This is a genomic window from Massilia sp. Bi118, assembly GCF_918697865.1.
Taxonomy (GTDB): domain Bacteria; phylum Pseudomonadota; class Gammaproteobacteria; order Burkholderiales; family Burkholderiaceae_D; genus Telluria.
The window spans coordinates 144,165-167,271 of the sequence record NZ_CAKKMV010000008.1; the positions used below are offsets into that span (position 1 = coordinate 144,165).

Here is a 23,107-nt window from a genome sequence, read left to right on the forward strand (position 1 = left end):
TCGATTGCCTCAAACATCGGTAAATATCGCTTGCCAAAACCACTGGGATTTTATACAGTACTTCCTATTGAAATCGCGCGAGCGGCCCTTATCTTGGTTCACTCTAGGACAGAAAGAAAGTTATGGACGACAAAAAATCCGCAGTAAACGCAGCAGAGAAGGGCAAGGCGCTGGCAGCAGCCCTCGCGCAGATCGAAAAGCAATTCGGCAAGGGCTCGGTCATGCGCATGGATGCCAATGCGCCGGTCGAGGAAGTGCAGACCGTGTCCACCGGCTCGCTGGGCCTGGACATCGCCCTGGGCGTCGGCGGCCTGCCGCGCGGCCGTATCGTCGAGATCTACGGTCCGGAATCCTCGGGTAAAACCACGCTGACCCTGCAAACCATCGCCCAGATGCAAAAGCTGGGCGGCACCTGCGCCTTCATCGACGCCGAGCACGCGCTGGACGTCACCTATGCGCAGAAGCTGGGCATCAAGCTGGACGAGCTGCTGATCTCGCAGCCGGACACCGGCGAGCAGGCCCTCGAAATCACCGACGCGCTGGTGCGCTCGGGCAGCGTGGACCTGGTGGTCATCGACTCGGTGGCGGCACTGACCCCGCGCGCCGAGATCGAAGGCGACATGGGCGACTCCCTGCCGGGCCTGCAAGCCCGCCTGATGTCGCAGGCCCTGCGCAAGCTGACCGGCTCGATCAACCGTACGAACACCCTGGTGATCTTCATTAACCAGATCCGTATGAAGATCGGCGTCATGTTCGGCAGCCCGGAAACCACCACCGGCGGTAACGCGCTGAAGTTCTACGCCTCCGTGCGCATGGACATCCGCCGTACCGGTTCGATCAAGTCCGGCGACGAGGTGATCGGTAACGAAACCAAGGTCAAGGTCGTTAAGAACAAGATCGCGCCGCCGTTCAAGGAAGCCCACTTCGACATCCTGTATGGCGAAGGCACTTCCCGCGAAGGCGAGATCATCGACCTGGGCGTGGACAACAAGATCGTCGAGAAGGCGGGCTCGTGGTACAGCTACGGCGGCGAGCGTATCGGTCAGGGCAAGGACAATGCACGTCAGTTCCTGAAAGATCGCCCGGCCCTGGCGCGCGAGATCGAAAACAAGGTCCGTGCCGCCCTGGGCGTGCGTGAACTGGCGCCGGTGGCTGCCGGTGAAGCGCCGGTCGCAGCGGCAGCCAGCGAAGAGTAATCTGCCATGCTGGCGCTCCGGTGAGGCAAGTACTGAGCTTGAAAGCTCGCGCATTGAAATACCTTTCGATGCGCGAGCACAGCCGGCTCGAGCTGGGGCGCAAGCTGTCTCGCTATGCCGAGGAGGGTGACGATGTCGAAGCCCTCCTCGATTTCCTTGAAAAGAACAACTGGCTGTCGCAGGAACGCTTCGCCGAATCCCTGGTGCACCGCCGTGCCGGACGCTACGGCAACAGCCGCGTGCTGGCCGAACTCCAGCAGCATGGGGTGAAGGGCGAGGATCTCGACGAGCTCAAGTCCGGCCTGAAAGAAACCGAAGTTGCCCGCGCCCGCGAAGTATGGCGCCGCAAGTTCGACCGGGTCCCGCAGGACGCCGAAGAACGTAGTAAACAAATGCGCTTCCTGATGGCGCGTGGTTTTTCGCAGGGCGCGATCCGCAGCGCCATGCAGGGACGGGACGACGAGGACGAGTCCTGACCGCTCAAAATGCTTCAACGCTGAGGCCCAAGCGCACAGCGCCATCTGCCGGTGTACCGCGAGGCACACCTCCTCAACGGCGGAATGACGCTGTGCGCTTGGAACGCAACAATTCTCTCCATCTTCCTTGTAAAACTGCCTACAGAAATGGCAGCCGGGTGCATCCGCCACCGCCCTGTGCTAAACTTTCATGGTTTAAGCAGCGCCGCAAGAGCGGTTGTTGCCGTAGAAGCTGCGGCAACGTGCATCAGGCACAACGGCTGCATACTTTTTTCGCCGCATTCCGGCATTGGTGTTTATGCCCCTGTCATCCCCCGCTCCGCGTAAGCTAAGGCACACGCGCGCCATTACCGTCGAAGCGTACGCGCGCGACGATGGGCTGTGGGACCTCGACGCCTGCATCCGCGACATCAAGACCCACGATATCGAACTGCCTTCCGGCCAGCGTCCGGGTGGGCTGCCCGTGCACGACCTCAAGCTGCGCATCACGATCGACCGCGACATGGTCATCGCGGACGCCGAAGCTTCGTCAGATGCCGTACCCTATCCCGGTTATTGCGACACCATTGCGCCCGCTTACAAGAAACTGATCGGCTTGTCGCTGATGAAACATTTCCGGCTGCACCTGAAGGACCGCCTGTCGGGCGTCCTCGGATGCACCCACTTGACCGAGCTGGCACAGGTCCTGCCCACCGCGGCAATCCAGGCCTTTGCCGACGACGCCATGGAAAATCGCGAGGCCGCGCAATCGGCCGAGCGTCCATATGAACTCGACCGCTGCCATGCGCTGCGCACCGACGGCCCCGCCGTCGCGAAGTACTACCCGCGCTGGGCCTTGAAGGTGGTATCGGGGTAGTATTTTTATTTATCCAACCGTATTCACATCAGTAAACGAAGAAGGGAAGCCAGCATGAAAATCCATGAGTATCAAGGCAAAGAGATCCTCCGAAAGTTCGGAGTGACCGTTCCGCGCGGCATTCCGTGCATGTCCGTGGACGAAGCCGTCAAGGCAGCTGAAGAGCTGGGCGGCCCGGTCTGGGTAGTCAAGGCGCAGATCCATGCTGGCGGCCGCGGCAAGGGCGGCGGCGTGAAAGTCGCCAAGTCGATCGACCAGGTGCGCGAGTACGCGAACCAGATCATGGGCATGCAGCTGATCACCCACCAGACCGGCCCGGAAGGCCAGAAAGTGAACCGCCTGCTGATCGAAGAAGGCGCGGACATCAAGCAGGAACTGTACGTCTCGCTGGTCACCGACCGCGTGACCCAGAAGATCGTCATGATGGCCTCGTCGGAAGGCGGCATGGACATCGAAGAAGTCGCGCACAGCAACCCGGAAAAAATCCACAACGTCGTCATCGAGCCGTCGATCGGCCTGACCGACGCGCAGGCTGACGACGTCGCCCGCAAGATCGGCGTGCCGGAAGGCTCGATCGCCGCTGCCCGCGCCAACCTGCAAGGCCTGTACAAAGCCTACTGGGAAACCGACTGCTCGCTGGCCGAAATCAACCCGATGATCGTGACCGGCGACGGTAAAGTCATCGCCCTGGACGCCAAGTTCAACTTCGACCCGAACGCCCTGTTCCGCCACCCGGAAATCGTCGCCTACCGCGACCTGGACGAAGAAGATCCGGCTGAAGTCGAAGCATCGAAATTCGACCTGGCCTACATCTCCCTGGACGGCAACATCGGCTGCCTGGTGAACGGCGCCGGCCTGGCCATGGCCACCATGGACACCATCAAGCTGTTCGGCGGCGAGCCGGCCAACTTCCTGGACGTGGGCGGCGGCGCAACTGCCGAGAAGGTCACCGAAGCATTCAAGATCATGCTGAAGAACCCGGGCCTGAAAGCCATCCTGGTCAACATCTTCGGCGGCATCATGCGCTGCGACGTGATCGCCGAAGGCGTGATCACCGCATCCAAGGCCGTCTCGCTGAAGGTGCCGCTGGTCGTCCGCATGAAGGGCACCAACGAAGACCTGGGCAAGAAGATGCTGGCCGATTCGGGCCTGCCGATCATCGCCGCAGACACGATGGAAGACGCAGCGAAGTCGGTCGTCGCCGCAGCTGCTGGCCAAGCCTAATTCGCAAAGGAAATAACATGTCGATTCTGATTAACAAAGACACCAAAGTCATCACCCAAGGTATCACCGGCAAGACCGGCCAGTTCCACACCCGTATGTGCCGCGATTACGCGAATGGCCGTGAAGCCTTCGTCGCCGGTGTGAACCCGAAGAAAGCTGGCGAAGACTTCGAAGGGATCCCGATCTTCGCATCGGTCAAGGAAGCCAAGCAGAACACCGGCGCAACCGTGTCCGTGATCTACGTGCCGCCGGCAGGCGCCGCCGCCGCGATCTGGGAAGCCGTCGAAGCCGAACTCGACCTGGCAATCTGCATTACCGAAGGCATCCCGGTCCGTGACATGATGGAAGTCAAGGACCGCATGGCCAAGGCCGGTTCGAAGACCCTGCTGCTGGGCCCGAACTGCCCGGGTCTGATCACCCCGGACGAGATCAAGATCGGCATCATGCCGGGTCACATCCACAAGAAGGGCCGCATCGGCGTCGTCTCGCGCTCGGGCACCCTGACCTATGAAGCAGTCGGCCAGCTGACCGCACTGGGCCTGGGCCAGTCGTCGGCAGTCGGCATCGGCGGCGACCCGATCAACGGTCTGAAGCACATCGACGTGATGCGCATGTTCAACGACGATCCGGATACCGACGCTGTCATCATGATCGGCGAGATCGGCGGCCCGGACGAGGCGAACGCTGCTCACTGGATCAAGGACAACATGAAGAAGCCGGTCGTCGGCTTCATCGCTGGCGTCACCGCGCCTCCGGGCAAGCGCATGGGCCACGCCGGCGCGCTGATCTCGGGCGGCGCCGACACCGCGCAAGCCAAGCTGGAAATCATGGAAGCCTGCGGCATCAAGGTCACCAAGAACCCGTCGGAAATGGCTCGCCTGCTGAAGGCCATGCTGTAATCGACCAGTTCTAATAAGTAATGCAAACGGGGAGCTTCGGCTCCCCGTTTTTTTTTACCGGCATGGTGACATTTTTCGACAACAGGACAATTTTTGACATACCCGGCTGACAAAAATTGTCATACGGCAAGGGTAGTACTGACAAAAAATGGCGCTGGCACGGCATTTTGATATCTCGGTGCTAACGATTCTGCCTGGAAACGACCTGGCACGGCGGTTGCATATAGTAGAGGGCAGAAGCAAGCAGTAACCCGGACAAGCAGTGACCCTTAAACGTCGTACCAAAACTGGAGAAATACCATGAAAGCACCGAAAATGATGAAGAAAGCCGAAGCCGGCTTCACCCTGATCGAACTGATGATCGTTGTTGCCATCATCGGCATCCTGGCAGCTGTCGCTATCCCGGCTTACTCGAACTACACCATCAAGGCCAAGGTTGGCGCGGCTCTGAGCTCGGTATCGTCCCTGCAAACCGCAGTTGCTAACTGCATCCAGGAACAAGGCGGTAAAAAAGATGGCTGCACTACGACTACCGCTGCCACCCCGACCGGTATCCCGGTCTTTACCGCTACTAAAGAACTGCAAAGCGCATCGGTCGCCGACGGCGTGATCACCGCCAAGTTCGCTGCTAGCGGTATCGGTAAAAACGTCGACGATGGCGAGTTCTCCCTGACCGCGAACCCGAACGACACCACCGTCACCTGGACCATCGCAGCCGGCACCGGTCTGAGCAACGAGACCGCAGTGCAGACCCTGACCAAGAACAGCGTTGATGCTCCGTCCGGTTCGTAATCTGACCGCAGTACAAGAAAGCCGCCCTCGGGCGGCTTTTTTTATGAGGTAATCCATGTCCAGCTCCGCACATCCGGTTTCGCGCTTGTCTCTTCCCGCATTTTCGGACCGGCCCTGGTTCTCCCTGCTTTTCATCGCCGCCATGGCAGTGGCGTTCCTGTGGTGCTCCGGCCACGATGAGCAGCGCTGTGTCCAGATCGTGCTGCTGGCGATCCTCGCCGGCGCGGTCATTGCAGGGCGCGATGCGGCGCAAGCCATTAGCGGCATGCGTCCCGCCCGAATGTGCCTGGCAACTTTCTTCATGCTTGGCGCGATCTCGGCGTCGATGGCCTTCTCGCTGCGCCATGCGATCTACGAGTGGTCGATCCTGCTGCTCCTGCTGCTGGCCGCAGCGCTCCTCGCCGCCGAACTGGCCCGCACCGGCAAAGGCGGCCTGCAAACTGTCCTGGTCTGCATGGGAGTGGCCTGCCTGCTTTATTCCCTGCGCGTCGTGCTCATGTACGCCGCAGCACTCGCGAGCGGTGTGCGGATCGACATGCATGCGCTGGCCGTCGGCTTCAGCAATGTCCGCTTCCTGAACCATACCCAGACCGCGCTGCTGCCCCTGATCGTCCTACTGTGCCTGCAGGCGCCGAAAAGGACCACCATACGCCGCACCTGGTTTGCCCTGGCCGCGTTCTGGTGGGCGCTGCTCTTTGTCAGCGAAGCGCGCGCCACTATACTGGCGTTCGGCGCCGCCGGCCTTGCCGTCCTCGTTCTGCGCCGCTCGCATGCACGCGCACTGCTGCAAATGATGGCGCTGACTGCCCTTGCCGGCGTCGTCGTCTATGTGCTCGGATTTATCCTGTTGCCCACGCTCGCCGGCCTGGGGTCGATCGGCGTGCCATCGAACGTCGTGGCGCGCACTGCGGCCGACCCGTCTTCGGGCCGCACGCTGCTGTGGAAACTGGCGCTGCAGCTGATTGCTGCCCATCCCTGGCTGGGCGTCGGCCCGCAGCACTTCGCGCATGAAGGTGCAAAGCTCTATATTGGCGCCCACCCTCACGACTGGCTGTTCCAGATAGGCGTCGAGTGGGGCGTTCCGGCCCTGCTGTGCCTGTTCAGCGCGGTCGTTCTGGGCGTGCGCGCATTGGCCGGCAGCGGTAAACGAATTGCGGCGGAGGATGTGCACAACCAGCAGATCCTGGCCACCTTGCTGATGGCCTGCGCAGCCATCTTTGTGGATGGCCTGTTTTCGGGCGTGCTCGTGATGCCACAGAGTCAGCTTGCCATCGCACTCGTCATCGGCTGCGCCGGCGGCTGGCTGCGTTCGCTCGATGCAGGTATGGTTCAACCGGCGCCATCGCCGGCGACGCGCATCGTCACCGCCATGCTTGCAGTGGTAGCCTTATGCGGTCTGATATGGTCGGTGGCGCCCGACTTCGTGCGCCATGCCCGCGGTGAGGCGCCGACGCCTGCCGAAAAGGCCATCAATCACAAGGGAAACTGGCCCCGCCTATGGGAAGCCGGCTACTTCTAGACGATATTCTGCCGGTCCGCCAGCAGCACCTCATAAGTGAGGTTCTGAATCATCGTGTGATGGACAGGGTCGAGATCGAGGAACTGGACGCCGTAGGCGAACATCTCGCTGCCGTCGGCTTCCTTGCGCAGCGCGTTGACGTTGCGGACAGCCGCCTGCGTCCGCACCCGCATTTCGCCGTCGCCGAGCGGTGAGGGCAAGCCGAATTCCAGTGTGATCTCGCCGCCGTCTTCCGGCAGGGTGCGGGCCGACTCGATGCGCGCGCCGCTGACGCTGAGGTTGGTGAGCGTGCAGTCGACCGCGGCGCCGGCCTGCGGCGGCAGGACCTGGGCCGGGATGTCGACCTTGACCCGCATCGCCGTGCGCAGGCTGGTGCCCTGGATGGTGTCTGGGAAGGACAGGTGGACGTAGAGCAGGGGGCGGTCGAAGACACGCTGGACCGTGCAGGCAAAGGAACACACGTTCATGCCGGAAAAGACGCGGATGGTGATTCGTTCGCCTTCGACCAGTCCGACCGGAACGCCGTTCTCCAGCGGGACCTTGACGATCAGGTACTCATCCTTGGCATAGCCGATGAGCGTCGAAAAATACTGCACTGGCTTGATGCGACGATAGGTAATGAACTGCAGTCGTACGCCGACCTGCAGGTTCATTGACTCGAATGTAAATTCCTTGGGCGCGAGTTCCCGCTCCGTCTGCATACCGCTCATGTTGTTTTCCGTGGTTCCGCTTTCACATCCGACGGACACAGTAACATTCAGGAACGCCGGTAAGTCAGAATCATAGCACTGGGGCAATTTTTACGCAGCCTGCATGCAAAAAAATGCCCGCTCAGCGGCGGGCATTGTGTCACACACACATCGAATCAGGGCTTGATGTGCTGGTCGAGCCAGTCGATGACGGTGTGGTGCCACAGCAGCGAATTGGCCGGCTTCAGCACCCAGTGGTTCTCGTCCGGGAACACCAGCAGCTTGCTCTCGATGCCGCGGCGCTGCAGGGCCGTGAAGGTCGACAGGCCCTGGGCGGTCGGGATGCGGAAATCTTTATCGCCTTGCACCACCAGCATCGGCGTCTTCCACTTGTTCACGTGCAGGACCGGGTTGAAGCGCTCGTGCTTTTCCGGCACCGAGAAGTAGGGGCCGCCGTTTTCCCAGTCGGTGAACCACTGCTCCTCGGTCGAGTAAGCCATGCCGCGGGTGTCGAACACGCCATCGTGGTTGACGATGCACTTGAAGCCATCCGGCCAGTTACCCTCGATCCAGTTCATCATGTAGCCGCCGTAGGACGCGCCCAGCGCGCAGGCTTTCGAGCGGTCCAGCCACGGGTATTTCGCCACGGCCGCGGCCATGCCTTTTTTCAGGTCTTCGAGCGGCTTGCCGCCCCAGTCGCCGCTGATGGCGTCGGTGAATTTCTGGCCGTAGCCGGTCGAACCGTGGAAGTCGATGAACACGGATGCATAGCCGGCGCCGGCATACACCTGCGGATTCCAGCGGTAGCTCCAGCCATTGCCGAAGCTGCCCTGCGGGCCGCCGTGCACCAGGAAGGCGATCGGGTATTTCTTGCCCGGCTCATAGTTCCAGGGCTTCATCACGTAGCCATGGACGGTGTCGCCGTTCGCGCCCTTGAACGAGAACTGCTCGTACTCGCCAAAGCGGACGTCGCCCAGCTTGTCCGTGTTCACGTCGGTCAGCTTGACCGGGTTGTCGGCGCCCAGTTTCATCGCGTACAGCTGGGCGCTCGAGGCCAGGCTGGCCTGGGTGAAGGCGACCGTGTCGCCGCGCACGTCGAAGCCGCCGATCGAGCCCTTGTTGGTCAGCGCCGCGACCTTGCCGCTGGCGACGTCGATGCTGAACAGTTTATGCTGGCCAATGTCTTCGGCATCCGCGATCAGGGCCTTGCCGTCGCGCGTCCACTGGATGCTGCCCGGCGAGCGGTCCCAGCTTTCGGCGAGCTTGCGCTTCTTGCCCGTCGCCAGGTCGAGCAGCACGATGTGGTAGCGGTCGGCCTCGAAGCCCGGACGCGTCATCGACAGGTAGGCGAGGGTGCGGCCGTCCGGCGAGAACACGCCCTTGGTGTCCCAGGCCTTGTTATCCGCGGTCAGGTTGCGCGGCGTGCCGCCGCTGGCCGGCACCGAGTACAGGTCGAAGTTGGTCGACCAGGCTTCGGTCTTGCCGGCGATGCGCACCGAGAACACGACAGTCTTGCCGTCCGGGCTGAAGCGGAATTCCTCGCGGTCGCCGAAGGGCTTCGAGGGCACGTCGCCGTCCAGCGAGCCCGACAGGCTGACCGGGGCGGCCGTCACGCGGCCATTGGTGTCGATGGGGGCCGAATACAGCACGGCGTTGCGGCCGTCGGCCCAGGTGTCCCAATGGCGCACGAACAGGCGGTCGTAGACCATGCCGGTGGCCTTGTCCTTTTCCTTCGCATCGGACCTGGCCTTGGTGCAGGCCAGGTCCGCGCAATCGCGGAACACCGACATGCCGAGCGCGATGCGGTCACTGGTGGGCGAGACGCGGTAGGCGTCGACGTCGACCGGCATGTTCGTTACCTGGGTGGCGTCGCCGCCCTCGGCCGGCACGCGCCAGACCTGCGAGGAACCCGAGCGCGCGGACAGGTAATAGATGGCGTCGCCGCTGGCCGACCATTCCGGATCGGTGCTGCTGGCGGCGTCCGAGGTCAGGCGCTGCGGCTTGGCGTTGGCGGCGCGCAGGTCGATCAGGTAGAGATCGGTGTGGCCCTTGTTCTTCGCCATGTCGGTGCTGCGCACCGTGTAGACGACGCGGCTGCCGTCCGGCGAGACCGCCGGGGTGCCGATGCGTTCCATCGTCACCAGGTCTTCGACCGTGAAACCGCGTCCGGTGGTTGCGGCCAGGGCCGTCATCGGCATCGCTGCGGTGAAGGTGGCGGCGATCGCGGTTGCCAGGGCTAGCGTACGTACTTTCATCCTGTCCTCGTGCTTCGGTAAAAAGAAGCAATTTAACATGTGGAAAGGATGAAAGGGGCGGAGCTGCACGATGCAGCTCCGGTTTCAGCGGGGATCAGCCGCGAGTACGCTTGCGGCGCACGCTGGCGATGCCGGCGAACGCGGCGCCAAACAGTGCCAACGATGCCGGTTCGGGGACATCGGCTTGCACTGCGGTCGCCATGTAAAGATTATCGAATAAAACCCAGTCACCATCCGAGCTGAGATTGACGCGTGCGATGCCAGCGTTGTTGGCAAATCCGTAGAACATCGGGTCGCAACAGGTGCCCGGCGTCGTGTAGGTCTCGAGCACGCCGCCTGCCGCGTCATAAGCGGTATAAACCCAAGGCGAGTTGACAGCACCGCCATAGATGCCGAAAGCCGTGACTGGCGCGTCGAAGATCAAATCAAAGCTGGACGGCGAGCCAAAGTAGTTGTTCAAGCTCCGGCCACCCATGCCATATGCACTATTTTCGCTATCGATGTGCATGGGGCCGCCGTTGCCGACGACGGTGACACCAGGCAGCGACAGTGAAGCGTAGTAGCCTTCAGCAACGTTGTCGAAGGTTTGGATGCTTGCGCCAGCCAGTGCTGCATCGCTGGTCGAAGTGATCACTGCCGCGTTGGCCGAGCTGGCAAAGGCGAGTGCGAGGGATGCTAAAAGGATTTTCATGGTTTCTCTTTCTTTGCCTAGTGGAATAATTTTTGTTATCGGCCTTGAAGCAAAGAGCGTGCCATTGTTTTAAGTTATTGAAAAGGAAAGCCTTTTTTAAATGTGGGCAATGGCGTGTAAATATTCTCGACAGTTTACCCAGCTTCAGTGGCGGTCCAATCCCCCGACTTGCCCCCATGCTTCTCCAGCACCCGCACATTGCTCATCACCATGCCACGGTCCGCCGCCTTGCACATGTCATAAATAGTCAACAACCCAACCTGCACCGCAGTCAGCGCCTCCATCTCGACCCCGGTCTTGCCAACGGTCTCCACCTGCGCCCGGCAGTGCACGCTGTTCCCAGCCGCATCCACCTGGAAATCGACAGCAACGCGGGTGATAGGCAGCGGATGGCACAGCGGCACCAGATCGCTGGTCCGCTTCGCCCCCATGATCGCCGCAATCCGCGCAATGCCCAGCACATCCCCCTTCTTGGCCGAGCCGGACTGGATCAGCGCCAGGGTCTCCGGCTTCATGCGGATGGTGCCGGCGGCGACGGCGATGCGGTGGGTGTCCTTCTTGGCGCCGACGTCGACCATGTGGGCCTGGCCGGTGGCGTCGAAGTGGGTCAATGGCGAATCCTGGTTACTCATGGCGTCTTAAAAGAAGGTTAACTGACTTATAGCCCAGCGGTGACAAGGCCAAGGAAGGAGGTATGATATCACCGTGAAATCGAACCCAAATCCAGCGATGTTGCAGCTTTCACCATCCAGAAACAGCCGTCGTTTGCGCTCCCTGCTCACGGCCATCGCCCTCGGCGCGGCCGCGACCTGCGCTCTGGCGGCGCCCACCACGCCGACCACGCCGGTGCTGCGCACGCCCGACGCCACCCTGCCGACGCTGGGCGACGCCGCGCGCGCCGACCTGTCTCCCGTCATCGAGCGCAAGCTCGGCGAGGAGATCATGAACGACATCCGGCGCGACCGCGATTACCTCGACGACGACGCCATCATCGAGTACCTGAACAACTTCGGCGAGAACCTCGTCTCCTATGCGCCGGGCGCGCGCGGCGAGACCAATGCCGATTTCTTCTTCTTTGCCGTGCGCGATCCGATGATCAATGCGTTCGCGCTGCCGGGCGGTTTCATCGGCGTGCACTCGCAGCTCTTGATCGCGGCGCAGAACGAGTCCGAACTGGCCTCGGTGCTGTCGCACGAGATCGGCCACGTGCAGCAGCGCCATATCGCGCGCATGCTGGGGCAGCAGAAGCAGGATGCGCTGCTGCCGCTGGCGGCGCTGATCCTGGCGGCGCTGGTCGGCAAGGCCGGCGGCGGCGCCGATGCGGCGATGGGCGTGGTGATGGGCGGGCAGGGCCTGGCCATCCAGCGCCAGCTGAATTTCAGCCGCGACGCCGAGCGCGAGGCTGACCGGGTCGGCTTCCAGACCATGCGCGCGGCCGGCTACGATACCTCCGGCATGGTGTCCTTCTTCAAGCGCCTGCAGGGCACCACCCGCCTGTACGGCGAGGCGCCGGCCTGGCTGTCCAGCCACCCGCTGACCGGCGAGCGCATTGCCGACATCCAGAACCGGATCCGCGAGGCGCCCAAGCCCGGGCACATCAAGCCGGATGCGATCGAGTTCCACCTGGTGCGTGCGCGCGCCCGCGTGCTGCAGGATCCAAGCGCCAAGGGGCACGAGGACACCAAGGCGGCCTTCGAGACCCAGCTGAAGCAGGACAATACCCAGCAGCAGACCGCCGCCATGTACGGCCTGTCCTTCCTCGCGCTCAAGCAGGGCGACCTCAAGCTGGCGCAGAGCTGGCTCGACAAGGCGAGGGGATCGATGAAGCCGAAACCCGGTGTGCTGTCGGCCGAGCGCACCGGTTCCGATGGCTCGGCCATGTTCGCCAGCCTCGGCGTCGAGATCAAGCTGGCGCCGGGACAGCCGCCGGAAGTGCTGGCGCAAGCGGTGCAGGAAGCCGAGCACATGCACCAGAAGTTCCCGCTGTCGCGCATGCTGGCGCGCCAGTACGCCGATGCGATGATCGCTTCCGGCAAGCTGGACCAGGCGGCGACTTTCCTGCGCGACCAGGTCCAGCAGTACCGCGAAGAGCCCAAGCTCTACGACCAGCTTGCCAAGACCTATGCGGCGCAGGGCAAGATCGCACTGCAGCACATGGCGCTGGCCGAATCCTATGTCTTGAGCGGCGCGGTGCCGGCCGCGGTCGATCAGCTGAACCTGGCGCGCAAGGCCCAGGACGTGTCCTTCTACGACCAGGCCGTGATCGACGCCCGCGAACGCGAGCTGCAGCAGCGCCAGAAGGACGAGAAGCAGGAGAAGAAGGACAGGGGCGACAACTGGGCGGCCGGCCCGAATGGCGGAGCGAAGTTCAAGGTCGAGACCAGCACCGAGACCCTGCCCAGTTCCCGCTTCGGCACTGCGCCGGGCTTCGGCAACGATACCCGCTCGGGCTTCGACGCCTTCGATTCCTTCGACAAGCGCCTGCAGAAGCGCAGCCAGTGAAAGAATCTTTCATCTGACGGCGCTGGATGAAAGATTATTTCTGGGCTGCTAACTGATCGGGACGCTGCACGAAGCCGAAACGCTGCGGCGCCTCGTTCGCCGCCAGGCGTTCCACAGCGATTTCCCGGCCCTGCCAGCGCAGCGCCAGCCGGCCCGAGCCGCCTTCCAGCCAGGCCAGCAAGCCTTCGTCCTCTACCTTCCGGCCATCCACTTCCATCGCCTGCAGCAACTGGGCCACGTCGCGGTCGTCCACTTGCGCCAGCTTTTCTCCCGCGCGCAGGAGGATGCTGCCGGCTTCCAGCATGAACACCTGTTCCGGCGCCGGCATCGTTTCGCCTGTGTGCAGGACGAATCCATGGGCGGGATCGGTGCGCGCGATGAAAGGCGTGGCCTCCAGATTCACATAGACGCGCTGCGGGCCGTTCTGGAAATACCAGCAGCCGCGCTCGTCGCGCGCGTAATTGCGGTTGATGAAGCCGACCAGGGTAGTGTTGTTGAGCTTGTCGCCGGGCGCGTGGGCGCGCTGGGCCGCTTCGTCGCGCATGCGCCAGGCGCCGCGGGCGTCGAGCGCCAGCCAGCCATAGCAATGGGGCACGTTCGGCCACTTGGCCATGGCCTGTTTTACAATGTCGTCCATGGGTTCAAGCCTGACATAGTTGGGCAGCCGTTGGCGCGCGCGTGCGGGCTTGTCCGGCTGCTTGATCGAAGAAATGCAGGATACGGCGCGGCAGCCAGTCGATGCGGCCGGGGAAGGGGCCGGCCGGGAAGCCGACATGGCCGCCGGTGGCCGGGTATTCCAGCGTGACGGCGCTCGATGCCGATTCAGGCAGGTGCTTGCCCGGCAAAAATGGATCGTTGCGGGCGTTCAGCACCAGGGTCGGCACGGTGATGTCGTGCAGCACGTGCTTGGCGCTGGCGCGGTGCCAGTAGTCGTCGGTGTCGCGGTAGCCGTGCAGCGGCGCCGTGACGACGTTGTCGAAGGCGTACAAGTCGCGGGAAGCGAGCAGGGCGGCGCGGTCGAACAGGCCCGGGAAACGCTCCAGCTTGGCCAGGGCCTTGGGCTTGAGCGTTTCGAGGAACATGCGCGTGTAGAGGCGGTTGAAGCCGCTTGACAAGGCTGCGCCGCCGGCCGCCAGATCCAGAGGCGCGGAAACGGACACGGCGGCATCGACGATCCCGGCGCCATGCTGCTGCTCCCCCAGCCAGCGCAGCAGGGCATTGCCGCCCAGCGAGACGCCGGCCACATAGAAGGGACCCGTAAAGCGTGGACGCAGGCGGCGGATGATCCAGTCGAGTTCCTGGGCGTCGCCCGAGTGGTAGAAGCGCGGCGCCAGGTTGGCTTCGCCGGAGCAGCCGCGGAAGTGGGGGATCGCACCGTGCCAGCCGCGCGCCTGTACCGCCGCCATCAAACCGCGTGCGTAATGGCTGTTCGACGAGCCTTCCAGTCCGTGGAAGAGCATGACGAACGGGGCATCAGGCCGGGAGCCGTCGACGAAATCGACGTCGATGAAATCCTGGCCGCAGGGCGTGTCCCAGCGCTCGCGCCGGAACGCCACTTCAGGTTTGCGGACGCAGACGGCCGGCCAGATCGTCTGCAAGTCGCCGCCGGGAAGCCAGAACGGTGCGCGATAGCTGTCCATGTTCTCGAACAGGCCGCTGCAATCGGTGCAATAGCGGCTCATGGCCGGCCTGACCCAGGGATCAGTGGTGTTTCAGGGCGCCCGGCGCTACCTGGTACTGGGTGCCGCAGTAGGGGCATTTGGCGTGGCCGTGGTGGTCGAAATCCAGGAAGACGCGCGGGTGGGACGACCACAGCGGCATCGCCGGGTTCGGGCAGTAGGCCGGCAGGTCCTTGGCTTCCAGTTCCACCACAGGAATGGTCTTCTCGTTCATGTTTGACTTCTCCGTCATTGCGAAATATGCGAAGCCATGATTTTAACGGATTCACACTGAATGCCGGAATGGTCCGGTAGAATAACGGGCCGATTACTGCCGAGTAGATTGTAGATCCCGTTCGATGCCCGACCGTTCCCCGTCTGCTGCGTTCTTAATCTCCGTTCAATGTTGCAGGAAAGCGACATGAACCAGCCGCATCCGGCGCTGCCGGTCGACCCGCAGGCGGATGCGCGCGGCTGGCGTGAAGGCTTCCAGACCGGTTTGCCTACCCTGTTCGGCATCGGCGCCTGGGGCATGGTGGTCGGGGTGGCGATGGTCAAGAGCGGCCTGACGGTGGCCCAGGCCAGCGGTATGACCCTGGTTGCGTTCGCGGGTTCGGCCCAGCTGGCATCCCTGCCGTTGATCGCCGCCGGCGCGCCGATCTGGGTGATCTTCCTGACGGCGCTGGTCGTCAACCTGCGCTTCGTGATCTTTTCCGCCCTGCTGGGCCCGCATTTCTCGCGCCTGCCGCTGTGGCAGCGCTTCTACCTCGGTTATATCTCCGGCGACGTGTCGATCGCCCTGTTCCTGCAGCGTTATCCGAACCCGGCGCCCGAGCCCGGCAAGCTGGCCTTCCTGAAGGGCCTGATGTACCCGAACTGGTTCGCCTGGCAGATCGGTTCCTTGATCGGCATCTTCCTCGGCAGCGCCGTCCCCAGCGAATGGCAGCTCGGCTTTGCCGGCACGCTGGCCATCCTGTGCATCACGGTGCCCCTGATTATCAATAGCGCGGCCCTCTGCGGCGTGCTGGTGGCCGGCGTGACGGCGGTGCTGGCGCACGGGCTGCCGTATAAACTGGGCCTGCTGGCGGCGGTACTGGCCGGCATGCTCACCGCCATGGTCTGCCAGGAAACCATGGAAAAGCGACATCGAAGGGGCGGAACCGGCCATGGCTGACTGGGAAATCTGGGTCGTGATCCTGGTGCTGGGCGTGGCCACCGCCTGTACCCGCAGCACTTTCTGGCTGGTCGGCCACAAGGTGACGATCCCGCCGCGGGTCCAGGAAATGCTGCGCTATGCGCCGGCCTGCGCGCTGGCCGCGATCGTGTTCCCGGACATGGTGCTGGGGCCGCAGGGCGAGCTGCAGCTGGCGCTGTCGAACCCGAAACTGATCGCCGGCATTGCCGCGCTGCTGTTCTACCTGTGGCGGCGCGCCATGCTGCAGACCATCATCTTCGGCATGCTGGTGCTGACACTGTTGCGTGTGTTTCATGTTTTCGGCAACATCGGCTAAGGTAAAATAACGTTTTTTCACTTATCCCCCACCGGATCCACGCTGACATGGCTGTCCTCAATTTCACCCGCTTGCAAGACCTGATCGACCAGGGCGCGCTGAAAGGCAAACGCGTCTTCATCCGTGCCGACCTGAACGTTCCACAGGACGACGCCGGCAACATCACCGAAGATACCCGCGTGCGCGCCTCGGTGCCCGCGATCCGCGACGCCCTGCAGGCAGGCGCGGCCGTGATGGTGACTTCCCACCTGGGCCGTCCGACCGAGGGCGAATTCAAGCCGGAAGACAGCCTGGCGCCGGTCGCCAGGCGCCTGTCCGAGCTGCTGGGCCAGCCGGTCGAGCTGAAGCAGAACTGGGTCGATGGCGTCGAAGTCGCGCCAGGCCAGGTCGTGCTGCTGGAAAACTGCCGCGTCAACAAGGGCGAAAAGAAGAATTCGGATGAGCTGGCCCAGAAGATGGCCAAGCTGTGCGACGTGTACGTGAACGACGCCTTCGGCACCGCCCACCGCGCGGAAGCGACCACCCACGGCATCGCGAAATTCGCGCCGGTGGTGGCCGCCGGCCCGCTGCTGGCCGCCGAGCTGGATGCGCTGGGCAAGGCGCTGCACGCACCGCAGCGTCCGCTGCTGGCCATCGTCGCCGGTTCGAAGGTGTCGAGCAAGCTGACCATCCTGCAGAGCCTGGCCGACAAGGTCGACAACCTGATCGTCGGCGGCGGCATCGCCAACACCTTCATGAAGGCTGTCGGCCTGAACGTCGGCAAGTCGCTGATGGAAGCCGACCTGGTGGGCGAAGCGAAAACCATCATCGAAAAAATGTCCGCACGCGGCGCGACCGTGCCGATTCCGGTGGACGTGGTGTGCGCGAAAGAGTTTTCGCCGACCGCCGCCGCCACCGTCAAGGATGTCAAAGACGTTGCCGACGACGACATGATCCTGGACATCGGCCCGAAGACCGCGGCCCAGCTGGCCGAGCAGATTTCCAAGGCCGGCACCATCGTCTGGAACGGCCCGGTGGGCGTGTTCGAGTTCGACCAGTTCGCCGAGGGCACCAAGACTTTGGCCACGGCCATCGCGCAGTCCAGGGCTTTCTCGATCGCCGGCGGCGGCGACACCCTGGCTGCCATCGCAAAATACAATATTGCCGACCAGATCGGCTATATCTCGACCGGCGGCGGCGCCTTCCTTGAGTTCCTCGAAGGGAAGACGCTGCCGGCGGTGGAGATCCTGCTGCAACGCAGCGCCAGCAAAAACTGAGTGAGACACCAGCGCAGCCCCAGGCTGCGCTTTTCATTGAAGGATTACCATGTACCGTGGCACCAAGATCGTAGCAACCATCGGCCCTGCATCGACCGATTTCGATATTCTCGTCAAGATGATTCGCGCCGGCGTCGACGTCGTCCGCCTGAACTTCTCGCATGGCCGGGCGCAAGACCACATCGATCGCGCTGCCCTGGTACGCCGCGCCGCCGCCGAGTGCGGCCGCGAAGTGGCGATCATGGCCGACATGCAGGGTCCGAAGATCCGCGTCGGTAAATTCGAGGAAGGCAAGATCTTCCTGAACAATGGCGATGCCTTCATCCTGGACGCCAAGTGGGGCGAAAACGGCGAACTGGGCAACCAGGAACGGGTCGGCTTGGACTATAAAGCCCTGCCGCGCGACGTCAAGCCGGGCGACAAGCTGCTGCTGAACGACGGCCTTATTGTCCTGATCGTCGACAAGGTCGTCGGCAGCGAGATCTACACCACGACCAAGGTCGGCGGCGAACTGTCGAACAACAAGGGTATCAACCGCCAGGGCGGCGGCCTGACCGCGCCGGCCCTGACCTCGAAGGACATGGAAGACATCAAGACCGCGATGAGCTTCCAGGCCGACTACCTGGCGATCTCCTTCCCGAAGAGCGCCACCGACATGGAAATGGCGCGCCAGCTGGCCAACATCGCCGGCGAACCCTTCGGCCACAAGCCGATGATGATCGCGAAGATCGAGCGCGCCGAAGCGATTCCGGTGCTGCAGGAAATCCTGGACGCCTCCGACGGCATCATGGTCGCCCGCGGCGACCTGGCGGTCGAAGTCGGCAACGCGGCCGTGCCGGCGCTGCAGAAGCGCATGATCCGCATGGCCCGCGAATCGAACAAGCTGGCGATCACCGCGACCCAGATGATGGAGTCGATGATCGTCAACGCCGTGCCGACCCGCGCCGAAGTCTCGGACGTGGCGAACGCCGTGCTGGACGGCACCGATGCCGTCATGACCTCGGCCGAGACCGCCTCGGGCAAGTACCCGATCGAAACCGTCGAGATGATGTCGGCGATCTGCGTGGAAGCCGAGCAGTCCGAGTACAACAAGCTCGAAGCCGACTTCCTGAACGTGAAGTTCACCCGCATCGACCAGTCGATCGCCTACGGCACCCTGTTCACCGCCCATCACCTGGGCGTGAAGGCCATCGTGGCGCTGACCGAATCGGGCTCGACCGCGCTGTGGATGTCGCGCCACTCGATCGATACGCCGATCTTCGCCTTGACCCCGTCGCAGACTACGCAGCGCAAGGCTTCGCTGTACCGCAATGTGCGTTCCTTCCATCTGATGCAGGAAGGCGGCAGCCACGCCGTGCTGCGCAAGGCTGAGGAACTCCTCATGCGCGAAGGCGTCGTACGCAAGGGCGATCTGATCGTTGTGACCTGGGGCTCGCCGATGGGCCAGGCCGGCGGTACCAATGCGCTGAAGATCGTGCGTGTGGGCGATGCAGAGAATTTTTTGAAGGAATCCTCGTAAAACCATCACCGTCATTCCCGCGACTAACGCGTCGCCCCCGCGAAGGCGGGGGCCCAAGTTCTGCTTGAGCTGACGATACGCCGACAAACTTGGGTCCCCGCCTTCGCGGGGACGACGGTCATCACTTGCGGGTGACGTGCAGGCGCTAACGAGGTTCCGTACCGATTTTTTTTATTGTATGGAGCTACATCATGGCACTCGTATCAATGCGTCAACTGCTGGACCACGCCGCCGAAAACGGCTACGGCTTGCCGGCTTTTAACGTCAACAACCTGGAGCAGGTCCAGGCCATCATGGCCGCGGCCGATGCCACCAACAGCCCGGTGATCATGCAGGCTTCGGCCGGCGCCCGCAAATATGCCGGCGAAGCCTTCCTGCGCCACCTGATCGACGCCGCCGTCGAAGCCTACCCGCACATCCCGGTTGTCATGCACCAGGACCACGGGCAGTCGCCGGCCGTCTGCATGGCCGCGATCCGTTCGGGCTTCTCGTCCGTCATGATGGACGGCTCGCTGGAAGCCGACGGCAAGTCGGTTGCTTCCTATGAGTACAACGTCGAAGTGTCGCGCGAAGTCGTGAAATTCGCGCACTCGATCGGCGTGACCGTCGAAGCCGAACTGGGCGTGCTCGGTTCGCTGGAAACCATGAAGGGCGACAAGGAAGACGGCCACGGCGCGGACCGCACCATGACCCGCGAAGAGCTGCTGACCGACGTCGCCCAGGCCGCCGACTTCGTCGCGAAAACCCAGTGCGACGCGCTGGCGATCGCGATCGGCACCTCGCACGGCGCGTATAAATTCACGCGCCAGCCGACCGGTGACATCCTGGCCATCGACCGCATCAAGGAAATCCACGCCCGCATCCCGAATACCCACCTGGTGATGCACGGTTCCTCGTCGGTGCCGCAGGACCTGCTGGCGATCATCCGCGAATTCGGCGGCGACATGAAAGAGACCTATGGCGTGCCGGTCGAAGAGATCCAGGAAGGCATCAAGCACGGCGTCCGCAAGATCAACATCGACACCGACATCCGCCTGGCGATGACGGCCGCGATCCGCAAGTACCTGTTCGAGAATCCGTCGAAGTTCGACCCGCGCGACTACCTGAAGCCGGCCCGCGAAGCCGCCACCCAGATCTGCAAGGCGCGCTACATCTCCTTCGGCTGCGAAGGCATGGCCTCGAAGATCAAGCCGGTGCCGCTGGATAAGATGGCCGAGCGTTACAAGGCTGGTGAGCTGGCGCAGATCGTTCAGTAAGAAACACCCCCGTCGCCCCCGCGCAGGCGGGGGCCCAAGTTCGTGGCATATCCACCAAACTTGGGTTCCCGCCTTCGCGGGAACGACGGTAGTTTGCGTGATGACGGGCCCAATGCGGCACCGCATCAAGAATTGACGTAAAATTACGCACTTCCTCACCGGCAGCCCCCCGCCGGTTTCGCTTTATCAAGATATCCCCTCTATGAAAAGCCTCTACGAATCCACTATTTCCTCCCTGCCACTGCTCGGCCGCGGCAAGGTCCGCGACAACTATGCCGTCGGCGATGACAAGATCCTGATCGTCACCACCGACCGCCTGTCAGCCTTCGACGTCGTGATGAACGAGCCGATTCCCGGCAAGGGCATGGTGCTGAACCAGATGAGCGATTTCTGGTTCGACAAGCTTGGCCACATCGTGCCGAATCACCTGACCGGCGTGGCGCCGGAATCCGTGGTAGCGCCTGAGGAAGTGGATCAGGTCAAGGGGCGCGCCGTGGTTGCCAAGCGCCTCAAGCCGATCATGGTCGAGGCCGTCGTCCGCGGCTACATCATCGGTTCCGGCTGGAAGGATTACCAGGCCAACGGCGCCATCTGCGGCATCCACCTGCCGGCCGGACTGCGCCAGGCCGACAAGCTGCCCGAGCCGCTGTTCACCCCGGCCGCCAAGGCCGACCTGGGCGAGCACGACGAGAACATCAGCTTTGAGGAGATGGAACACCGTATCGGCATCGAGCTGGCCGAGAAGATCCGCGATGTCAGCATCAAGCTGTACAACGCCGCATCGCAGTACGCGGCCGAGCGCGGCATCATCATCGCCGACACCAAGTTCGAATTCGGCCTCGACGACAATGGCGTGCTGCACCTGATGGACGAAGTCCTGACCGCCGATTCCTCGCGTTTCTGGCCGGCGGATTCGTATGCCCCGGACATGTCGCCGCCGTCCTTCGACAAGCAGTTCGTGCGCGACTACCTCGAAACTTTGACCGAATGGAAAAAGTCCCCGCCCGCGCCGCCGCTGCCGCAGGACGTGATCGACAAGACCCAGGCCAAGTACTTCGAAGCCATCGAGCGCCTGACGGGCGAGAAGCTGAAGGTCTGAGCAATGGCAGATAACAATAAGCCGCTGGTCGGGGTGATCATGGGTTCCAATTCCGATTGGGACGTGATGCAGCATGCGGTCGCCATCCTCAAGCAGTTCGGGGTGCCGCATGAAGCCCAGGTGATCTCGGCCCACCGCATGCCGGACGAGATGTTCGCCTACGCCGAAAGCGCGCGTGGCCGCGGCCTGCGCGCCATCATCGCCGGCGCCGGCGGCGCGGCCCACCTGCCGGGCATGGTGGCCGCCAAGACCATCGTGCCGGTGCTGGGCGTGCCGGTGCCTTCGCGCTACCTGCGCGGCGAGGATTCGCTGCTGTCCATCGTGCAGATGCCGAAGGGCGTGCCGGTGTCCACCTTCGCCATCGGCGAGGCCGGCGCCGCCAACGCGGCCCTGACCGCGGTCGCGATCCTGGCCGCGCTGGATGATGCACTGGCTGCGCAGCTGGAAGACTTCCGCGCCAAGCAGACCGCCGCCGCCAAGGCCATGACCCTTCCCCTCGAATGATGAGTAAAGAAGAATTGAAGCCGCTGCTGCCCGCCGCCAACCCGTCCACCTGGCTGGGCGTGATGGGCGGCGGCCAGCTGGGCCGCATGTTCGCCCAGGCCGCGCAGGCCATGGGCTTCAAGGTGGCCGTGCTGGAGCCGGCCAAGGATTGCCCGGCCGGGCAGGTTGCCGAGCATCTGGTCGAAGCGGCGTATACCGACGCCGCCGGCCTCGATGCGCTCGCAAGCCGGTGCGCGGCCGTCACCACCGAATTCGAGAACGTGCCGGCCGACAGCCTGTCGCGCCTGGCGCAGCACGTGTTTGTCGCGCCGGACGCGCATGGCGTGTCGGTGGCCCAGGACCGCGTCGCCGAGAAATCCTTCTTCGTGTCCTGCGCCGGTAAATCCGGCGTGATGCCGGCGCCGCACAAGGTGATCGCCTCAACGGAAGACGTCGATGCCATCCCGGACGATCTGCTGCCCGGCATCCTGAAAACGGTGCGCATGGGCTACGACGGCAAGGGCCAGGTGCGCGTGCGCTCGCGCGAGGATGTGCGCGCCGCCTTCGAATCCATGGGAAAGGTGACTTGCCTGCTGGAGAAGATGCTGCCGCTGGCCTACGAGGTCTCGGTGCTGACCGCGCGCGGCCATGACGGCGCCTCGGTCGTGTACCCGATCGCCGAAAACGTGCACCGCGACGGCATCCTGTTCACCACCACCGTGCCGGGCCCGAACGTGTCTGCGGATTGCGCGCACAAGGCGCAGGATGCGGCGCGCGCGATCGTCGCCGAACTCGGTTACGTGGGCGTGCTGTGCATCGAGTTCTTCGTGCTGGCCGACGGTTCGCTGGTCGTCAACGAGATGGCGCCGCGCCCGCACAACAGCGGCCACTACACCATCGACGCCTGCGTCACCAGCCAGTTCGCGCAGCAGGTGCGGGCGATGGCGCGGTTGCCGCTGGGCGATTGTCGTCAGCATTCGCCGGCCGTGATGCTGAATATCCTGGGCGATGTCTGGTTCGACGGCGACAGCAATGTGGCGCGCGAGCCGGCCTGGGATAAAGTGCTGGCCCTGCCGGGCGCCAACCTGCACCTGTACGGCAAGGACGACCCGCGCCGCGGCCGCAAGATGGGCCACGTGAGCTTCGTCGCGCCGACCCTGGAGGAGGCGCAGCGCCAGTTCGAAGCCGCCTGCGCCGTGCTGGGCATCGAGCTGTGACCCGCGCCG

At 63.4% G+C, this 23,107-nt stretch carries 23 protein-coding genes; 16 read left to right on the plus strand and 7 right to left on the minus strand.

The genetic code is table 11. The features are described 5' to 3' along the window. The first annotated feature begins 122 nt into the window (after positions 1-122). The 7 genes from recA (at position 123) to LQV39_RS13735 (ending at position 6,962) form a co-directional block, all read left to right on the plus strand. Positions 123-1,196, plus strand: a complete 1,074-nt coding sequence (gene recA / locus LQV39_RS13700) for a recombinase RecA (RefSeq protein ID WP_230026596.1) — start codon at positions 123-125, stop codon at positions 1,194-1,196. Between the two features lie 20 nt (positions 1,197-1,216). After that, complete coding sequence (gene recX / locus LQV39_RS13705) at positions 1,217-1,672, plus strand: recombination regulator RecX (protein WP_290368587.1); 456 nt, start codon at positions 1,217-1,219, stop codon at positions 1,670-1,672. Between the two features lie 298 nt (positions 1,673-1,970). Further along, positions 1,971-2,528, plus strand: a complete 558-nt coding sequence (locus LQV39_RS13710; RefSeq protein WP_230026598.1) for a DUF2889 domain-containing protein — start codon at positions 1,971-1,973, stop codon at positions 2,526-2,528. A 54-nt stretch (positions 2,529-2,582) separates the two neighbouring features. Next, positions 2,583-3,752, plus strand: coding sequence for an ADP-forming succinate--CoA ligase subunit beta (sucC, locus tag LQV39_RS13715; protein ID WP_230026600.1), 1,170 nt, complete (start codon positions 2,583-2,585; stop codon positions 3,750-3,752). A 17-nt stretch (positions 3,753-3,769) separates the two neighbouring features. Further along, a complete protein-coding gene (gene sucD, locus LQV39_RS13720) occupies positions 3,770-4,651 on the plus strand; it encodes a succinate--CoA ligase subunit alpha (RefSeq protein WP_230026602.1) in 882 nt (293 codons plus the stop codon). Positions 4,652-4,951: 300 nt separating this feature from the next. Continuing rightward, the gene (locus tag LQV39_RS13730) at positions 4,952-5,443 is read left to right on the plus strand and encodes a prepilin-type N-terminal cleavage/methylation domain-containing protein (RefSeq protein WP_290368588.1); all 492 of its coding nucleotides are present in this window, start codon (positions 4,952-4,954) and stop codon (positions 5,441-5,443) included. Between the two features lie 55 nt (positions 5,444-5,498). Beyond that, positions 5,499-6,962, plus strand: a complete 1,464-nt coding sequence (locus LQV39_RS13735; RefSeq protein ID WP_230026608.1) for an O-antigen ligase — start codon at positions 5,499-5,501, stop codon at positions 6,960-6,962. Here the strand turns inward: LQV39_RS13735 and LQV39_RS13740 are convergent. The 4 genes from LQV39_RS13740 to moaC form a co-directional block, all read right to left on the minus strand. Continuing rightward, positions 6,959-7,672 (minus strand): flagellar brake protein, encoded by a 714-nt coding sequence (locus tag LQV39_RS13740; RefSeq protein WP_230026615.1) that lies wholly within the window; start codon positions 7,670-7,672, stop codon positions 6,959-6,961. The two genes, LQV39_RS13735 and LQV39_RS13740, sit on opposite strands and share 4 nt — an antisense overlap. Before the next feature lie 155 nt (positions 7,673-7,827). Further along, positions 7,828-9,906, minus strand: a complete 2,079-nt coding sequence (locus tag LQV39_RS13745) for a S9 family peptidase (protein ID WP_230026620.1) — start codon at positions 9,904-9,906, stop codon at positions 7,828-7,830. Positions 9,907-10,000: 94 nt separating this feature from the next. Continuing rightward, on the minus strand, positions 10,001-10,597 hold the full coding sequence (locus tag LQV39_RS13750; RefSeq protein ID WP_230026626.1) for a PEP-CTERM sorting domain-containing protein: 597 nt from the start codon (positions 10,595-10,597) through the stop codon (positions 10,001-10,003). Positions 10,598-10,731: 134 nt separating this feature from the next. Then, positions 10,732-11,229 (minus strand): cyclic pyranopterin monophosphate synthase MoaC, encoded by a 498-nt coding sequence (moaC, locus tag LQV39_RS13755; RefSeq protein WP_230026633.1) that lies wholly within the window; start codon positions 11,227-11,229, stop codon positions 10,732-10,734. A gap of 97 nt (positions 11,230-11,326) precedes the next feature. Here moaC and LQV39_RS13760 point away from each other — a divergent pair, with 97 nt between their 5' ends. Beyond that, complete coding sequence (locus LQV39_RS13760; protein WP_230026815.1) at positions 11,327-13,099, plus strand: M48 family metalloprotease; 1,773 nt, start codon at positions 11,327-11,329, stop codon at positions 13,097-13,099. A 34-nt stretch (positions 13,100-13,133) separates the two neighbouring features. Here LQV39_RS13760 and LQV39_RS13765 read toward each other — a convergent pair whose 3' ends face one another. Genes LQV39_RS13765 through LQV39_RS13775 form a run of 3 tightly spaced genes read right to left on the minus strand, consistent with a single transcriptional unit; the run spans position 13,134 to position 14,992 of the window. Further along, complete coding sequence (locus LQV39_RS13765; protein ID WP_230026640.1) at positions 13,134-13,736, minus strand: DUF2946 family protein; 603 nt, start codon at positions 13,734-13,736, stop codon at positions 13,134-13,136. Between the two features lie 4 nt (positions 13,737-13,740). Then, entirely contained in the window at positions 13,741-14,781 is a 1,041-nt protein-coding gene (locus LQV39_RS13770) for a YheT family hydrolase (protein WP_230026647.1), read from the minus strand. Positions 14,782-14,800: 19 nt separating this feature from the next. Further along, positions 14,801-14,992: a zinc-finger domain-containing protein gene (locus LQV39_RS13775; RefSeq protein WP_230026653.1), complete on the minus strand. Its 192-nt coding sequence runs from the start codon at positions 14,990-14,992 to the stop codon at positions 14,801-14,803. 186 nt (positions 14,993-15,178) lie between these two features. On the opposite strand from LQV39_RS13775, the gene LQV39_RS13780 reads away from it, so the two are divergent. From LQV39_RS13780 to LQV39_RS13815, 8 genes are all read left to right on the plus strand, one after another. Beyond that, positions 15,179-15,931: an AzlC family ABC transporter permease gene (locus LQV39_RS13780; RefSeq protein WP_230026660.1), complete on the plus strand. Its 753-nt coding sequence runs from the start codon at positions 15,179-15,181 to the stop codon at positions 15,929-15,931. Further along, positions 15,924-16,268 (plus strand): AzlD domain-containing protein, encoded by a 345-nt coding sequence (locus LQV39_RS13785; RefSeq protein WP_230026667.1) that lies wholly within the window; start codon positions 15,924-15,926, stop codon positions 16,266-16,268. Before LQV39_RS13780 ends, LQV39_RS13785 begins: the two co-directional genes overlap by 8 nt. Before the next feature lie 47 nt (positions 16,269-16,315). Next, positions 16,316-17,524 (plus strand): phosphoglycerate kinase, encoded by a 1,209-nt coding sequence (locus LQV39_RS13790; protein WP_230026674.1) that lies wholly within the window; start codon positions 16,316-16,318, stop codon positions 17,522-17,524. A 49-nt stretch (positions 17,525-17,573) separates the two neighbouring features. Further along, positions 17,574-19,043, plus strand: coding sequence for a pyruvate kinase (gene pyk, locus LQV39_RS13795; RefSeq protein ID WP_230026675.1), 1,470 nt, complete (start codon positions 17,574-17,576; stop codon positions 19,041-19,043). 191 nt (positions 19,044-19,234) lie between these two features. Continuing rightward, on the plus strand, positions 19,235-20,299 hold the full coding sequence (fba, locus tag LQV39_RS13800; RefSeq protein ID WP_230026677.1) for a class II fructose-bisphosphate aldolase: 1,065 nt from the start codon (positions 19,235-19,237) through the stop codon (positions 20,297-20,299). A 202-nt stretch (positions 20,300-20,501) separates the two neighbouring features. Continuing rightward, on the plus strand, positions 20,502-21,398 hold the full coding sequence (locus LQV39_RS13805; RefSeq protein ID WP_230026679.1) for a phosphoribosylaminoimidazolesuccinocarboxamide synthase: 897 nt from the start codon (positions 20,502-20,504) through the stop codon (positions 21,396-21,398). A gap of 3 nt (positions 21,399-21,401) precedes the next feature. Then, positions 21,402-21,902, plus strand: coding sequence for a 5-(carboxyamino)imidazole ribonucleotide mutase (gene purE / locus LQV39_RS13810; RefSeq protein ID WP_230026681.1), 501 nt, complete (start codon positions 21,402-21,404; stop codon positions 21,900-21,902). Beyond that, a complete protein-coding gene (locus tag LQV39_RS13815) occupies positions 21,899-23,098 on the plus strand; it encodes a 5-(carboxyamino)imidazole ribonucleotide synthase (protein ID WP_374199427.1) in 1,200 nt (399 codons plus the stop codon). The genes purE and LQV39_RS13815 overlap by 4 nt, the downstream gene beginning before the upstream one ends. Positions 23,099-23,107: the final 9 nt, after the last annotated feature.

Bases quoted from the DNA above. Each gene is read 5' to 3' on its own strand.
- LQV39_RS13785 (WP_230026667.1), top strand. From the start codon at position 15,924: ATGGCTGACTGGGAAATCTGGGTCGTGATCCTGGTGCTGGGCGTGGCC.
- LQV39_RS13790 (WP_230026674.1), top strand. From the start codon at position 16,316: ATGGCTGTCCTCAATTTCACCCGCTTGCAAGACCTGATCGACCAGGGC.
- LQV39_RS13735 (WP_230026608.1), top strand. From the start codon at position 5,499: ATGTCCAGCTCCGCACATCCGGTTTCGCGCTTGTCTCTTCCCGCATTT.
- LQV39_RS13750 (WP_230026626.1), bottom strand. From the start codon at position 10,597: ATGAAAATCCTTTTAGCATCCCTCGCACTCGCCTTTGCCAGCTCGGCC.
- LQV39_RS13765 (WP_230026640.1), bottom strand. From the start codon at position 13,736: ATGGACGACATTGTAAAACAGGCCATGGCCAAGTGGCCGAACGTGCCC.
- LQV39_RS13710 (WP_230026598.1), top strand. From the start codon at position 1,971: ATGCCCCTGTCATCCCCCGCTCCGCGTAAGCTAAGGCACACGCGCGCC.
- fba (WP_230026677.1), top strand. From the start codon at position 19,235: ATGGCACTCGTATCAATGCGTCAACTGCTGGACCACGCCGCCGAAAAC.
- sucC (WP_230026600.1), top strand. From the start codon at position 2,583: ATGAAAATCCATGAGTATCAAGGCAAAGAGATCCTCCGAAAGTTCGGA.
- LQV39_RS13730 (WP_290368588.1), top strand. From the start codon at position 4,952: ATGAAAGCACCGAAAATGATGAAGAAAGCCGAAGCCGGCTTCACCCTG.
- LQV39_RS13805 (WP_230026679.1), top strand. From the start codon at position 20,502: ATGAAAAGCCTCTACGAATCCACTATTTCCTCCCTGCCACTGCTCGGC.
- moaC (WP_230026633.1), bottom strand. From the start codon at position 11,229: ATGAGTAACCAGGATTCGCCATTGACCCACTTCGACGCCACCGGCCAG.
- purE (WP_230026681.1), top strand. From the start codon at position 21,402: ATGGCAGATAACAATAAGCCGCTGGTCGGGGTGATCATGGGTTCCAAT.
- LQV39_RS13760 (WP_230026815.1), top strand. From the start codon at position 11,327: ATGTTGCAGCTTTCACCATCCAGAAACAGCCGTCGTTTGCGCTCCCTG.
- LQV39_RS13780 (WP_230026660.1), top strand. From the start codon at position 15,179: ATGAACCAGCCGCATCCGGCGCTGCCGGTCGACCCGCAGGCGGATGCG.
- LQV39_RS13775 (WP_230026653.1), bottom strand. From the start codon at position 14,992: ATGAACGAGAAGACCATTCCTGTGGTGGAACTGGAAGCCAAGGACCTG.
- LQV39_RS13745 (WP_230026620.1), bottom strand. From the start codon at position 9,906: ATGAAAGTACGTACGCTAGCCCTGGCAACCGCGATCGCCGCCACCTTC.
- sucD (WP_230026602.1), top strand. From the start codon at position 3,770: ATGTCGATTCTGATTAACAAAGACACCAAAGTCATCACCCAAGGTATC.
- pyk (WP_230026675.1), top strand. From the start codon at position 17,574: ATGTACCGTGGCACCAAGATCGTAGCAACCATCGGCCCTGCATCGACC.
- recA (WP_230026596.1), top strand. From the start codon at position 123: ATGGACGACAAAAAATCCGCAGTAAACGCAGCAGAGAAGGGCAAGGCG.
- LQV39_RS13815 (WP_374199427.1), top strand. From the start codon at position 21,899: ATGATGAGTAAAGAAGAATTGAAGCCGCTGCTGCCCGCCGCCAACCCG.
- LQV39_RS13740 (WP_230026615.1), bottom strand. From the start codon at position 7,672: ATGAGCGGTATGCAGACGGAGCGGGAACTCGCGCCCAAGGAATTTACA.
- LQV39_RS13770 (WP_230026647.1), bottom strand. From the start codon at position 14,781: ATGAGCCGCTATTGCACCGATTGCAGCGGCCTGTTCGAGAACATGGAC.